13 protein-coding genes are annotated in these 13,709 nt (G+C 27.4%); 5 read left to right on the forward strand and 8 right to left on the reverse strand.

The window, feature by feature from the left end; translation table 11 throughout:
- Positions 1 to 212 precede the first annotated feature (212 nt).
- The 4 genes from ACTG47_RS15520 to serS form a co-directional block, all read right to left on the reverse strand.
- Complete coding sequence (locus tag ACTG47_RS15520) at positions 213 to 1,301, reverse strand: YkvI family membrane protein (RefSeq protein ID WP_479925210.1); 1,089 nt, start codon at positions 1,299 to 1,301, stop codon at positions 213 to 215.
- Positions 1,302 to 1,584: 283 nt separating this feature from the next.
- Positions 1,585 to 2,283, reverse strand: a complete 699-nt coding sequence (locus ACTG47_RS15525; protein ID WP_479925211.1) for a response regulator transcription factor — start codon at positions 2,281 to 2,283, stop codon at positions 1,585 to 1,587.
- A 113-nt stretch (positions 2,284 to 2,396) separates the two neighbouring features.
- A complete protein-coding gene (locus ACTG47_RS15530) occupies positions 2,397 to 3,902 on the reverse strand; it encodes a histidine kinase (protein ID WP_479925212.1) in 1,506 nt (501 codons plus the stop codon).
- Between the two features lie 194 nt (positions 3,903 to 4,096).
- The gene (gene serS, locus ACTG47_RS15535) at positions 4,097 to 5,368 is read right to left on the reverse strand and encodes a serine--tRNA ligase (protein ID WP_479925213.1); all 1,272 of its coding nucleotides are present in this window, start codon (positions 5,366 to 5,368) and stop codon (positions 4,097 to 4,099) included.
- A gap of 369 nt (positions 5,369 to 5,737) precedes the next feature.
- Between serS and ACTG47_RS15540 the strand changes: the two genes are divergently transcribed.
- Positions 5,738 to 6,280, forward strand: a complete 543-nt coding sequence (locus ACTG47_RS15540; protein ID WP_479925214.1) for a helix-turn-helix domain-containing protein — start codon at positions 5,738 to 5,740, stop codon at positions 6,278 to 6,280.
- A gap of 200 nt (positions 6,281 to 6,480) precedes the next feature.
- Here ACTG47_RS15540 and ACTG47_RS15545 read toward each other — a convergent pair whose 3' ends face one another.
- On the reverse strand, positions 6,481 to 8,085 hold the full coding sequence (locus ACTG47_RS15545) for an amidohydrolase (protein ID WP_479925215.1): 1,605 nt from the start codon (positions 8,083 to 8,085) through the stop codon (positions 6,481 to 6,483).
- 381 nt (positions 8,086 to 8,466) lie between these two features.
- On the opposite strand from ACTG47_RS15545, the gene ACTG47_RS15550 reads away from it, so the two are divergent.
- Entirely contained in the window at positions 8,467 to 9,393 is a 927-nt protein-coding gene (locus ACTG47_RS15550) for a carbon-nitrogen hydrolase family protein (protein WP_169465079.1), read from the forward strand.
- Positions 9,394 to 9,495: 102 nt separating this feature from the next.
- Here the strand turns inward: ACTG47_RS15550 and ACTG47_RS15555 are convergent, their stop codons facing one another.
- Complete coding sequence (locus tag ACTG47_RS15555) at positions 9,496 to 10,494, reverse strand: YhdH/YhfP family quinone oxidoreductase (RefSeq protein ID WP_479925216.1); 999 nt, start codon at positions 10,492 to 10,494, stop codon at positions 9,496 to 9,498.
- A 103-nt stretch (positions 10,495 to 10,597) separates the two neighbouring features.
- On the opposite strand from ACTG47_RS15555, the gene ACTG47_RS15560 reads away from it, so the two are divergent.
- The 3 genes from ACTG47_RS15560 to ACTG47_RS15570 all read left to right on the forward strand — a co-directional run bounded on the left by ACTG47_RS15560 (position 10,598) and on the right by ACTG47_RS15570 (position 12,100).
- Positions 10,598 to 11,041, forward strand: a complete 444-nt coding sequence (locus ACTG47_RS15560; RefSeq protein WP_479925217.1) for a MarR family winged helix-turn-helix transcriptional regulator — start codon at positions 10,598 to 10,600, stop codon at positions 11,039 to 11,041.
- A 79-nt stretch (positions 11,042 to 11,120) separates the two neighbouring features.
- Complete coding sequence (rbr, locus tag ACTG47_RS15565) at positions 11,121 to 11,708, forward strand: rubrerythrin (RefSeq protein WP_479925218.1); 588 nt, start codon at positions 11,121 to 11,123, stop codon at positions 11,706 to 11,708.
- Between the two features lie 179 nt (positions 11,709 to 11,887).
- A complete protein-coding gene (locus ACTG47_RS15570; protein WP_479925219.1) occupies positions 11,888 to 12,100 on the forward strand; it encodes a nucleotidyltransferase domain-containing protein in 213 nt (70 codons plus the stop codon).
- Between the two features lie 201 nt (positions 12,101 to 12,301).
- On the opposite strand, the gene ACTG47_RS15575 is transcribed toward ACTG47_RS15570, so the two are convergent.
- Both ACTG47_RS15575 and ACTG47_RS15580 read right to left on the reverse strand, forming a co-directional pair.
- On the reverse strand, positions 12,302 to 12,922 hold the full coding sequence (locus tag ACTG47_RS15575; RefSeq protein WP_169465090.1) for a YhbD family protein: 621 nt from the start codon (positions 12,920 to 12,922) through the stop codon (positions 12,302 to 12,304).
- A gap of 7 nt (positions 12,923 to 12,929) precedes the next feature.
- On the reverse strand, positions 12,930 to 13,697 hold the full coding sequence (locus ACTG47_RS15580; RefSeq protein ID WP_479925220.1) for a polymer-forming cytoskeletal protein: 768 nt from the start codon (positions 13,695 to 13,697) through the stop codon (positions 12,930 to 12,932).
- Positions 13,698 to 13,709 lie beyond the last annotated feature (12 nt).

A 13,709-nucleotide genomic window follows, 5' to 3' on the forward strand; every position in this document is an offset into this window, starting at 1 on the left:
TTTTTTGTTAATTTAACTACAAATTATATAAGTTACTAATATTTATAAAGATATTTTTTATAAATTTAATTTAACTTTGTTTATATTTATATTTTACTACATTATTTTAATTAAATATATTATCATATCTTGCAATTTATTTAACTATTTTGACTTTTTCAATTAAGATTATATGAAAAATTTCTTTAACTAGAAACTATTAATGAGTTCCTCTATTCCTGACTTTGTGTTGATTTTTCTCTACATGTAATTGCTTTATACACCATACAAACTAAAATTAAAAGTCCCATATAACCTGTATATGGATATAAAACATTTACTAGTTTACCAAATGGTAAAAAGCCACCTATACAAGCCAAAATAGCTATTACTGTTGTTACAAGTTTAAATTTAGGGTGTTCATCTTCAACTATTCTATTAGTTACAGACCATAAAAGTGGAACAGCTGTTGTATAAATACCTAATATAAGTGCAACTGAGAAAAATACACCTACAATAGGAGCTATATTATCTGCTAAATAAAGTGATGGTATTTCTTTCATATATAGATTTCCTATATCTGAAATCATAGCCAGATACATAACTATTCCAGCAGTCATAAATACTACTCCACCTAATAGGCCTCCCCAGAAAGCATCCTTTTTACTTTCAATCGAAGCTCCCATACCTGTTAAAAAGACAATCATTACAATAATATTTAATGTATTGTATATTACACCTGAAACTATTGGACTTCCTGATGCTTTTGTAACTTCAATATTCTTCATAGCTTCTCCAACCATGGATAATCCATCTAAATGCTTGAATAAGCTTATTAACCCAACAGCAATTGTAAATACTGCTATTACTGGTCCAATACGCCCAAGTATACCTACTAATTTTTCTAGACCCATAGACACTGTAATTAGTGTAGCAATAGCCATTAAAACTCTTCCCAAATAAGGATTTATGCCATAATATTCAGTTAAAGTTGAGCCTGCTCCTGAAATCATTACTATAAGAATTCCAAATAAAAAGATTGGGCTAAACCATTCATAAAATTTTCCTAAAATCTTTCCACAATAAAAGGTATAAATTCTTGTTGGTTCTTTAAGTTTTAATTCTCTACCTCTAGTTATAACTTCAGCACCAAGAAATGAAAATAACACCATTGATATTAATGCTCCAACTAGACCCATATAACCTTGGGAGGCGAAAAATTGGAGTATTTCTTGACCTGTAGCAAAGCCAGAACCAATTGCTGTTGCTAAATAAGCCCCTGCAATATAGATAATATTTTTCACATTCACTTTGTCTGACATATTAAATTACCTCCATTATAAAGTTACCTTCCTTAACAAATATAAATTCCCAGTAAATTAAATGAAAATTCTGTCTTTTTTGAATAGTATTTGATTTACTTTTTTTATTTTGTATATCTTTTTATTTTTATTTATATATATTTTTTTATATAAATAGGTACAGCTTTTATAAGGTTTAATGTTATTAAATATGTTTAAAGCGCTTTAATTTTTTCTATAATTAAAGTATACTTATTCAGACACACTCAAACAATTATCTATATTGACTTTTTATTTATCAATTTCAATTTTTAGTATTCAATTTATATACTTTGGGAGTCATTCCTTTTTCTATCTTAAAGTTTTTGTAAAAATTATTTAGACTATTGTAACCAACCATTTCTGCAATCTCATTTATACTTTTTGTAGTATTTTCAAGTAACTCAATTGATTTTTCTATTCTTATATGATTTAAATATGATATAAAAGTTGTATTCAAATTACTTTTAAAAATCCTAGATATATTGGATGGATTAGTTAAAAACAATTTGGCACAATCATTTAGCTTTAAATCCTTACTATAATTTAAGTTTATATACTCTAGGATTTCATTCAATAAATTATTATTCGTATATTGATAACCAATAATATTTTCTACAGACTTATTAAACTCGTTCATGTCTAATGGTTTAAGGAGTATATCTTTCACATTTAATCTCAAGGCTTTTTGTGCATATTCAAAATAATTAAAAGCAGTTATTACCACAAAGTTTATTTTTTTAGATAGATGAGATGTTTTTTCTATCACTTCTAACCCATTATATATTGGCATTTGAATATCTATAAACACTATGTCTGGCTCTAAATCAATTATTTTATCTACTGCTTCGTCACCAGATGTTGCTTTACCAACAATCTTTATTGGCATATCTTTCATTTCTATAAAGTGTGTTATTATTTTTAAAACAGCTTCTTCATCATCTATTATTAGTGCTCTTCTCATGAGAATTCCTCCCTTTTAGCTTAATAATATAAAAAAGTAAGATATATAAAACAACATAAAAATATCTAATATATTTCTTAACATTTATAAAACTTATTAATTTTAAATAAGCTCTATACATATTCCTTACAATTTTCAATAGGAATTTTAATCATTATGTAAATCCCCTCTTTATCACTTGATTTTATATCCATGTCAAAATCATTCCCATACGCAGACATAAATTTTGTATATATTAAAGACAATCCATGACCATTATTACTATGAATACCCGCCTTTATTTTGTCTATACTATTTTCATCTAAAATAGTTCCATTATTATGAATTTCTATAATAGCATAATCAGAATCTAGTCTTGCAATTATTTCGACTCTTTTTTCTGTATCAATATCTCTAAATCCATGTGTAAAGGCATTTTCTACAATAGGCTGAATAAAGTTAAAAGGTACAGAAATATTATATAACTCCTTAGGAATAAGATAATTTACTTTAAGTGCATCTCCATAGCGTAATTTCTGTAAGTTTAAATAATTTTTAATATATAATATTTCTGATTCTAGTTCCACAAAGCGTAAATCAGACCTCATTGTATATCTAAACATTTTAGATAAATCTATTATTGCACTATATAAATCATAACTACCATCATCAAGTGCTATACTTGCCATTGAATTTAGGGTATTAAATAAAAAATGATGATTTATTCTTAAGTTAGTAACCATGTCTTGAGCTACCTTTAAATTCATTTCAAGTTGCTCTCCATAATGATATGTTCTTGCAATAGTCTTCTCTTTTTCTTGTAAATCCTTTCTTATGTCATTGAATGAACAAAAATTTATTATATTTTTAGATATTTGCTTTAAGAGACGCTTTATACTTCTAGCAGCACCCTCTGGTATATCATATAAATTACTATGTGTTGTATCTAAATTTAAATCAGATAATAATACATAACCACCCCTTATAACACCTATACTATTATTTTTATATAGTATTGGAATATTATATATTGTTATCCCATATTTACATACAAATTGGTTACTACTTTTTTGATTCATACAATCACAGTTTTGAGGAAATTTCATAGGATTACATTTTTCAAAACAAAATAGAGGGAAATAAGGATTTTTTAAAACTATATTCCATGAGTCATCATATATAATTAATGGAATTTTGAATGGGTCTATAAATTGACCACGAATTGATTCTATTGCTGCATATAAATTTAAAGTGCTTTCGCTATAATTTATTAAAGTTTTCTTCAGATAATTATTAGGATTAATATCTATAACTTCACTTTCTCCTACATCATTTACATTATTTGAAACAATAAGTTCTTTTATTGGTCTATCACCTGTATTTATAGTTTCATGTGTACTACCAGATTCTATATAAAAAATCATCCCTTGATAAAATGGCTTCCATACTCCATTTATGATATACAAACCTTCCCCTTCTAAAATATATATCATCTGTTCTTGACCATAATGAACATGATTAAAGTGTTTTTTCCCTTGCATAGTTACTGCAATATATATATTCATAGCCTGCTTCGGATTATTTTCATCATAAGTATGTTTCCATTCAATATATCCCCACTCTGTCTTTTGAATTTTCATAAAAGATTCCTTTCTGCTTGTAAATTATTTATATTTATTTCTCAATAAATATAGTAAATAAAAAAGTGTACATACTCTTTCATATGATAGCTTACTATATCAATATTCATTAGTTTGTACACTTTTTTATATTCATTATTATTTTTTAATTGATTCTAGTTTATTGTATTATTCAAAAGTACATAATTTGACCCTTATCTAATAATAGAAACTCCCATATATGTTCTCAAAACTTCTGGAACAACTACAGAGCCATCTTCTTGTTGATAATTTTCCAATATAGCTGCGACACTTCTTCCAATAGCTAATCCAGATCCATTTAATGTATGTGCATATTCAGCTTTAGAATCTTTATCTCTTTTAAATCTTATTCCTGCTCTTCTAGCTTGAAAATCTTCACAGTTTGAACAAGATGAAATCTCAACATATCTATTATAGCTTGGCATCCAAACTTCTACATCATATTTAAAAGAAGCCGTAAATCCTAAATCACCTGTACATATCTTCACTACTCTATATGGTAATTTCAACAATTGTAGCATTGTTTCGGCATTATTAGTAAGCTTTTCTAACTCATTGTAAGATTCTTCTGGTGCTACTATTTTAACCATTTCTACTTTGTTAAATTGATGTTGTCTTACCAATCCTCTTGTATCTCTTCCAGCAGAACCAGCTTCTGACCTAAAGCATGGAGTATAGGCTGTATAATTTATTGGTAATTGTTCAAATCTAAGTATCTCATTAGCATGTATATTGGTCAAAGGAACTTCTGATGTTGGAATTAGAAAATAGTCAAGTCCTTCTATTTTAAACATATCTTCTTCAAACTTAGGTAATTGTCCTGTACCTAGAAAACTATTTCTATTTGCCATAAATGGTGGAATAACTTCTGTATATCCATTAACGGTTGTATTTGTATCTAAATAAAAATTTAATAAAGCTCTTTCTAATCTAGCTCCTAATCCTCTATAAAGAGTAAATCTTGAACCAGTTATTTTACCTGCTGTTTCAAAGTCAAGTATACCTAGTTCTGTTCCTATTTCCCAATGAGCTTTAGATTTAAAGTCAAAATTAGTAGTATCTCCCCAAGTTCTTACCTCAACATTATCTTCATCAGTTTCACCTTGTGGAACTTCTGGATGTGGCACATTTGGGATTCTCATCAATAGATATTCCATCTTATCTTCTACTTCTTTGAGATTTTGGTCTATAACTTTAATCTTATCAGATAACTCTTTTAACTTAGCCTTTTCGTTTTCTACATCTTTACCTTCTTTTATAAGATTTGGTATATTTTTAGATGATGTATTTAATTCATTTTTCATGACTTCAACTTCTTGAAGTATTTTTCTTCTTTCATCATCTAACTTAACTACTTCATCAAGACTAAAGGCTTTTTCACCTCTTCTTTCCATAGCTTTTTTTATACAATCTAAATTTTCTCTTATTCTTTTTATATCAAGCATTTTTTCCTCCTCAGTACTTAAGATTGGATGTTGTCTCTTAATCTCAAATAACTTTGATAATATATTTCTGTCTGAGGTTAAGAAATCTTTTTTTGTTTTATCCGAACCTATTTATTTTTTTCATTTATTTAGTTATATTTTACTCACTTTTTTATACATTGTCAAATTATATTTAATTAAATTAATATAATTTAACTTTTATTCACCATTTCTATAATTAACTTCATTATAATTATATCAATTTTGCTAATCAATTATCTATTTTGACTTTTTATTTATCAATCTTATATAATTATTCGCTTTTATATAAATTTTTTTGCCTTATGATATAATTTTCTATATATCATTTATTTTGATAGGAGGATTTAAATGAACGATTCAAGTATAGGTAATAAATTGACTTTATGTAGAAAAAAAAAGAATCTCAGTATAAAAGACTTGTCTAAACTAATTAAAGTTACACCTTCATTAATAAGTCAAATTGAAAAAGGAAGTGTAAATCCATCTATAAGTTTTTTAAAATCAATTTCAAATGCTTTAGATGTACCATTAGTCAATTTTTTTATTCCTTCTATAGATAATTTAGAGCTAATTGTGAGAAATAATCAAAGAAGAATATTAATTATGCCAGACTCAAAAGATATTTTATATGAAATGTTGTCAAACAATCCACTTAATGAATTTGAGTTTGCCATTATGAACTTAGCTCCTAAATCTTATTGTAAAGAAAAAAATGGCCATGATGGAGATGAAGTTGCATATATTCTTAAAGGAAGTGTCCAACTTAGCTTAGAAGATGATATATTCCAGCTAAATGAAGGGGATAGTGTCAAAATTCCCTTTGGCATGAGACATCAATGGGGAAATCCTAATGAAATTGAAAGTAAAGTAATATACATAGTTGTTTCATAAACTATTATTTACTTGATTATCTGACCTACTACATAGATAGCTCAATAGATTGATATTTGTTTAAGAAGGTAGAATTAATAAAATTACACTGCTAAATTTTTAATCTAATAAATCGTTGATTTAACCATAATTTTATTTAGTTCTACCTCTTTATTATTTAAGTCTATTTTTATATAGTAACAATCTCATATGAATTTCCTCTATTCTAAAGAATATAATACTTCTCCTTCTCTTATAGTCTTTAGTACTTTAATATCTTTTATTTTCGTAGGGTCGATTGTAAGTGGATTTTCATCTAATATTATCAAATTAGCTAATTTACCTTCTTTAATTGAACCTTTTTTATCTTCTTCAAAATATTGATATGCTGCATTTATAGTAATACCCTTCAAAGCATCTAATGGACTTATCTTTTCATTTTCTCCTATTTGCACACCTCTTTTTGTAATTCTATTAACAGCACACCATACTGTTTCAAGCATATTAGGAGCTATCACTGGTGTATCTTGATGTAGAGTGTAAATTAAACCTTTTTCTATAGTTGTTTTAAGTGGACTAATCTTAAAAGCTCTATCTTCTCCAAGGTTTTTGATATGGATATCACCCCAGTAGTATGTGTGAGCTACAAAGTATGAAGGTATCATATTTATTCTCTTCATATCATCAATTTGGTCTTCTCTTACTGTTTGAGCATGTATCATAACTGGTCTTACATCATTTTTACTATTTTCTTCTTTTAAGCTTAAAACCTTTTCAAATGAATCTATCAACTGGTCTGCTGCTGCATCTCCATTACAATGAGTTAAAAGTTGCATTTTTTCTTCTAATGAAGTATTTATAAATTTCTCTACTTCTTCATTTTTATATATAGGATATCCACAATAATCATCATCTGAATTTTCATATGGTCTAGTTAACCATGCTGTCTTACCTTGTGGAGAACCATCTAAAAATATCTTATATCCACCTATTTTAAATCTATTCGTATATTTTTTTATAAAACCTCTATTTTCATCTGCTACAGACTTACTTTTTTTCAAATCCACATATCCTACAATATCCATCTTTAATTTTTTTTGACTCGCCATTGCTTTTAGAAGGTTAAATTGATTCTCTGCCATTAAACCTTCTTGGGCTGTTGTAATACCATAGCTTAGATATATGTCCTGAGCTTTTTCAATTGATTTAAAAATCTCATCTGGTGATGGTTGTTTTATTTTAGATGATACATTAAAAAAGGCATTTTCCTCTAAATATCCATTTGGTTCTTTACTTCCTTCTACTCTTCCAATATGTCCACCTTCTGGGTCCAGTGTTTCATGAGTAACACCAAGTTGCTTTAATCCTAGAGTGTTTGCAACTCCCATGTGACCAGAAGCATGTGAAATTAGTATTGGATTTTCCGAAGATGCACTATCAAGTACATCTTTGTCTGGATGTCTATTTTCTTCTAAAAAATTATTATCATATGAAAATCCAATTATCCATTCACCTTTTTTTATATTATTTTTCTCTTTGAAATCCTGTATTTTTTTTATTATGTCTTTAAAACTAGTTGCATCTTCTAAAGGAATTAACTTTAGTGTAGTAGCAAAAGCTATCAAGTGACTGTGTGAATCAATAAAAGAAGGCATCAATGTCTTACCTTTTAAATCTATAACTTCTGTATCTTTATTTTTTAAAGCAAGTATATCTTCCTTTGTTCCTATCTTTTTTATTATTTTATCTTTTATGAGAATAGCATCTCCACATATTGAATCTTCCATTGTGATTATATTTCCATTGTAATAAATTTTTTCTTTCATAAAATTCTCCTTAAGCTATCTATTTTTATAAATTTTCTTCATTGTTTTCTTTTTAATTATATTATGTTGTATTAAATTTGTTTCTTTAGACTTTATTCACTCAAAAGTTTTATTTTTAATTATTGTTCGCTAAGAAATAAATACTATTCATTATAAATAAGACAATTCAACAGTCTTTATATTGCTAAAAAGCTTTATAAAATAGTGAGATTAAATATTTGCACTTGATTGTTTTTGCACAATTGTAATTTTTCAAATCATGATGTATCATTTTAAGTATACAGTTACATCATTATTCAGAATATAAATACTTTATTTATCAAAATCATTTGATGTAGTCTGTTCAAATCAATAAATTTAAATATTCTCAGGAGGTTTTTTATGAACAAAGAAAATAAAAATGTAAGAATTGCTGTAGTTCAAGCATCACCAGTCATAATGGATTTAGAAAAAACAGTTGAAAAAGCATTGGGATTAATTAAAGAAGCTGGTAAAAAAGGGGCAAATATTGTAGTTTTTCCAGAAGCATTCATACCTGCATATCCAAGAGGTCTTTCATTTGGATTTGTTGTTGGAAGTAGAACAATGGAAGGTAGAGAAGATTGGAAAAGATACTATGATAATTCTGTGCCAGTTCCCAGTGCTACAACAGATTTATTAGGAAAAGCAGCTCAAGAAGCAGGAGTATACTTATCAATGGGTATAACAGAAAGAGATGGCAATGATATAAACTGTACTCTTTATTGCACAAACTTATTTTTCTCTCCAGAAGGTAAACTTATCGGTAGACATAGAAAACTTAAACCTACAGGAACAGAAAGATGTATTTGGGGCGAAGGAGATGGAAGTACTCTTACAGTAGTTGATACTCCATATGGAAAAATGGGGGGCTTGATTTGTTGGGAAAACTATATGCCATTAGCTAGAACAGCTCTTTATGCTAAGGGAGTAAAACTTTATATAGCTCCTACTGCAGACTCAAGAGAAGAATGGCAATCAACTATGAAACATATTGCTTTAGAAGGAAGATGTTATGTTATTGGATGTAATCAATATGTTGAAAAAAATATGTATCCAACTGACCTTAATTACTATAAAGAATTAGATGTAGAACCAGAAATTATGTGTCCAGGAGGAAGCTGTATAGTTGACCCATTTGGAAAATATGTAGCAGGACCTATTTTCAATAAGGAAGATATGTTAATAGCTGATTTAGACCTAGAAAAGATAGTTCTTAGTAGACTAGATTTTGACTCAGAAGGCCACTATTCAAGACCTGATGTATTTGAATTAATTGTTCATGAATAATCTTTTACATAAAAATCAAAATGAGATACCCTTAAATAAATTTAAGGTATCTCATTTTTTCCTAATATTCTAAAATTAAATTTATAAATTTAATTTAACTATCTACATTTTTTCTAAATCAACTACTGTTCTTCCTACATGCTTTCCTGCCATTATTAAATCTATACTATTATTTAATTCCTCTAATGATACTACATTTACCATATCTTCTAAATCATCTAATTTCCATTCATTAGATAATAAATCCCATATCTTTAATCTTACATCCATTGGGCATTCTACAGAATCTATACCATATAAAGTAACTCCCTTTAAAATAAATGGATACACTGAACTTGTAAACTCAATTCCACCTGCATTACCACAAGTTGTCACTGCTCCACAATACTTAGTTGTCTTTATTGCTGTTGATAAAGTATTACCTCCTACTGTATCTATTACTCCAGCCCATCTCGGTCTAAGTAGAGGTCTACCTGAGTTATCATCCGCTTCTGTTCTATGTATAACATCTTTAACACCTAAATTCAATAATACTTCTTTTTGTTCTTCTAATTTTCCTGTTGAAACTACAACTGAATAACCTAATTTAATCAATATTTTAGCTGCAATTACTGCAACTCCTCCTGTACCACCAGTAACTAATACATCTCCCATATCCTTATCTACAGAGTTTATAAATTTGTATACAGATAAAGCTGCTGTAAATCCTGCTGTACCATAATCCATTGCTTCTTTCAATGAAAGATTTTTTGGAAGTTTCACTACCCAATTAGAGGGAACTCTTATATATTCTGAAAAACCGCCAGAAGTATTCATACCTAAATCATAACCTGTTACTAAAACTTCATCTCCAATTTTAAAATCATCACAGCTACTAGATTCTACTATTCCAGATGCGTCAATTCCTGGTGTATGAGGATATTTTCTAGTAACACCTTTATTTCCATTTGCAGAAAGTGCATCTTTATAATTTAGAGAAGAATATTTTACCTTTATTATAACTTCTCCTTCTGGTAATGAATCTATTTCTCTTTCAATTATATTTCTCTTAAAACTGCCTTCTTCTTCTGTAATATATAATGATTTAAATTTTTTATTCATAAATTTCCTCCCAATACAATTAGTTTTATGTTAAACTAATTATAGTTTATAAATAGTTTTATGTCAAACTAATTTAAATAAATTAAAGATTGGAGATTAATTTATGGAAGATAAATATATTATACATTTCATAAGTAAAACAAAAGCTAATATGGTTAAATTCATTGAAAATAAACTTAGTCAAAATGGTCTGGATGAATTGATACCTACTCATGGAAATATTTTAACTGCACTTTATGAAAACAATGGAATACTTACAATGAAGGAAATTGCAACTAAAATAGGAAAGGATAAATCCACTGTTACAGTGTTAGTTAATAAACTCATAAATCTAGGATATATAGAAAGACAAAAATGTGCCAATGACAAGCGTATTACATATATAAACCTTACAAAAAAAGCATTACTTATAGAAGATACTTTTAACAGTATTTCAACACAAGTGAAAGAAACAGCATACCATAATGTTACAGAAAATGAGAAACAAGAATTTCTTAGAATTTTAAAAAAAATCAACGATAATTTTAAAAATGCTGACCAAATTTAGCATAATTATATCTTCTATTGGAATAATAAATAAAAAGATTTAAATATTGTAAAAATTTATTGTGATAGAGAGGTAGAATATGAATTTAAAAGATAGTAAAACTAAAGAAAATTTATTGAGAGCTTTCGCAGGAGAGAGTCAAGCCAGAAATAGATATAATATTTCTGCATCTGTAGCAAAAAAAGAAGGGTTGTATATAATAGAATCTTTATTTAATTATACTGCTGACCAAGAAAAATCACATGCAAAACAATTCTTTACTAAATTAAAAGAATTTTCTGGTGAAAATATAAGTATATCAGGAGCATACCCTGTAGATTTATATGACAAAACAGAACAACATCTTAAAGCTGCACAACATAATGAACTTCAAGAATGGGATGATGTATATAAAAACTTTGGAAAGACAGCACGTGAAGAAGGATTTGAAGCTATAGCAAAATTATTTGAAAACATAGCTGAAATAGAAAAAGTTCATGGTGATAGATTTGGTAGATATGCTACTGATTTAGAAGAAGGTACTTTATTCAGAAGAAATGAAGATATTCAATGGATATGTACAAATTGTGGACATATACATGTAGGTAAGGAAGCTCCAAAAGCTTGTCCTGTATGTCTTCATCCACAAGGATATTTCTTAGATTTTAAAAACTCATTATTTGAATAAGACAATATAAGTGGCGTTTACTAATCTCCGCGCGGGAAGATAGGAACGCTGCTTTTTTCATACTCTCATATAATCAATTGTATTGGGTAATCTTAAATGATATAATTTTACTCATAATCTGTACATAGATATTGATAATAAAGATACAAATCAATTTATTAGAATTTGGAGGTGGAATTATGAAACACCTTATAACCGAATGTTATGAATTTATAAAAGATTGTAACTTGACTTATGCTTTTTGTGGTGGATATGCAATCGAATTATTTACAAACATAAAAACACGTACTCATTCAGATGTAGATATAACCTTATTTTCTGAAGATAGAAAACATCTCATCGACTATATACTTGGTAAAGGCTTTACAGCAAATATTATAAGTAAACTTTAGATAATCTTTAAATCCTAGATTTCAAGATTAACATGAATAAAAAAGTGTATTTATAACATTAAAATAAACCATAAAGATTACTATAGATATAAAATATCCTTTGAATATAATTTATAGTAATTCATTATGGTTCATTTTATTATTCCCTTAAAACTATACACCAGCTAAATTTATCTGAGATAATTTAGATAAGATAATCTACTATGACAATCTTATACTGATATCGTTTATTTCTTTCATCAAATCGATTTCAATAATTTTGACTACATCTTTTTCAAATCTTACTTTTTTATAATCTAAACAACCTACTACAAATGGAACTCCAAACTTTCTAAATAAATAAATTTTACCATTTTCATTATATATTACTGTAAAGTTCTCTTCTATTATGTTCACTATCAGTTTTAATTCTTCAAAAGTTATTGTAGATTTAACTAAAAATTTCTCTATTATATTTAATATAAGTAGTTCTTTTTTACCTATACTCTGCTCTTTCTTATATAAGTTTTGAAATATTTCCTTTGTATAATTACATATAACTTCTTTACTGAGAATAAAATCAATATCAAACTCTTTATTAGTATCTTTTTTCATAAACATATTTGCAATATCATCAAGAGAAGTCTCTTCTTTCATAGATAATATTAGTTCTATTCTCTCTAGTATTTTATCTCTTGGAAAGAAAGTTTCTTGACCTGTAAAAGCTGATTTTTTTATAAACCATTCTTCTGGTATAATATTTTTTCTTTTCCATCTATATAATTGTCCATAAGATATATTAGTTTTACTCAGTAAATCTTTCTTAGATATTAATTCTTCCATAACTTCTCTAGCCCACCTTTATACTGTTTTTTACAGTAGAATTATCTGAAACTGATAAATTATCACTGTATTCAATATTTCCAACATCACAATTATCTACTAAAGATATATTTTTCCCACGTATATCTTTTATTGATGCATCTTCTAATTCAATAGTATCTCCCTCTATCAAATCACATTTAAATTTTCCAGAAAAAATATTAATAATTTTAATCAGTTGAAAAGCATTTTTACTTCTTCCTATTTTTATATTAGTTGCACCTATCTCCTTACAATAAGAGCCTCCTCCTGAATAAACATATATATTTTCTCCATTTAAAAGACCATCACATTTTATAGCTCCGTATACCTTTATATCTTCACATTCTATATTTGCTTTATTTCTCATTTCACCATATATTTTTATATCTTGTGCATACATATTTTCATTTACACTTAATTGTCCTTTTATTGTAACATTATTGCATTTCAGTTTACCATCGACTTTCTGTTGTGCAGTTATAACCAAGTCATCTATTTCTGCATCTCCATCTATACTAAGTTGCCCATTTACCCTTACACGTTCGGCTTTAAGATTCCCTCTTATAACAGCTTTTCCATTTACAACAAAGTTTTTTATATTTATATCACCTTCAAACTTTGCATCTCCAAACACTTTTACTTCATCACTTGTTACATTTCCTTTTGATTTAGCACTTCCCATGATTTTTATGCTTTCATATTCTCCACTACTTATAAATCCTTCTCCAAGTATTTTTATAGACGCTTTTTCCATACTATTACCTCA

The sequence above is a fragment of the Clostridioides sp. LIBA-6622 genome, from assembly GCF_056716095.1.

What these genes read in the sequence shown, in the direction of transcription:
- ACTG47_RS15545 (WP_479925215.1), bottom strand. Translation starts at nt 8,085, where the DNA reads ATGAAAGAAAAAATTTATTACAATGGAAATATAATCACAATGGAAGAT.
- ACTG47_RS15575 (WP_169465090.1), bottom strand. Translation starts at nt 12,922, where the DNA reads ATGGAAGAATTAATATCTAAGAAAGATTTACTGAGTAAAACTAATATA.
- ACTG47_RS15580 (WP_479925220.1), bottom strand. Translation starts at nt 13,697, where the DNA reads ATGGAAAAAGCGTCTATAAAAATACTTGGAGAAGGATTTATAAGTAGT.
- ACTG47_RS15520 (WP_479925210.1), bottom strand. Translation starts at nt 1,301, where the DNA reads ATGTCAGACAAAGTGAATGTGAAAAATATTATCTATATTGCAGGGGCT.
- ACTG47_RS15550 (WP_169465079.1), top strand. Translation starts at nt 8,467, where the DNA reads ATGAACAAAGAAAATAAAAATGTAAGAATTGCTGTAGTTCAAGCATCA.
- ACTG47_RS15560 (WP_479925217.1), top strand. Translation starts at nt 10,598, where the DNA reads ATGGAAGATAAATATATTATACATTTCATAAGTAAAACAAAAGCTAAT.
- ACTG47_RS15530 (WP_479925212.1), bottom strand. Translation starts at nt 3,902, where the DNA reads ATGAAAATTCAAAAGACAGAGTGGGGATATATTGAATGGAAACATACT.
- rbr (WP_479925218.1), top strand. Translation starts at nt 11,121, where the DNA reads ATGAATTTAAAAGATAGTAAAACTAAAGAAAATTTATTGAGAGCTTTC.
- serS (WP_479925213.1), bottom strand. Translation starts at nt 5,368, where the DNA reads ATGCTTGATATAAAAAGAATAAGAGAAAATTTAGATTGTATAAAAAAA.
- ACTG47_RS15570 (WP_479925219.1), top strand. Translation starts at nt 11,888, where the DNA reads ATGAAACACCTTATAACCGAATGTTATGAATTTATAAAAGATTGTAAC.
- ACTG47_RS15525 (WP_479925211.1), bottom strand. Translation starts at nt 2,283, where the DNA reads ATGAGAAGAGCACTAATAATAGATGATGAAGAAGCTGTTTTAAAAATA.
- ACTG47_RS15540 (WP_479925214.1), top strand. Translation starts at nt 5,738, where the DNA reads ATGAACGATTCAAGTATAGGTAATAAATTGACTTTATGTAGAAAAAAA.
- ACTG47_RS15555 (WP_479925216.1), bottom strand. Translation starts at nt 10,494, where the DNA reads ATGAATAAAAAATTTAAATCATTATATATTACAGAAGAAGAAGGCAGT.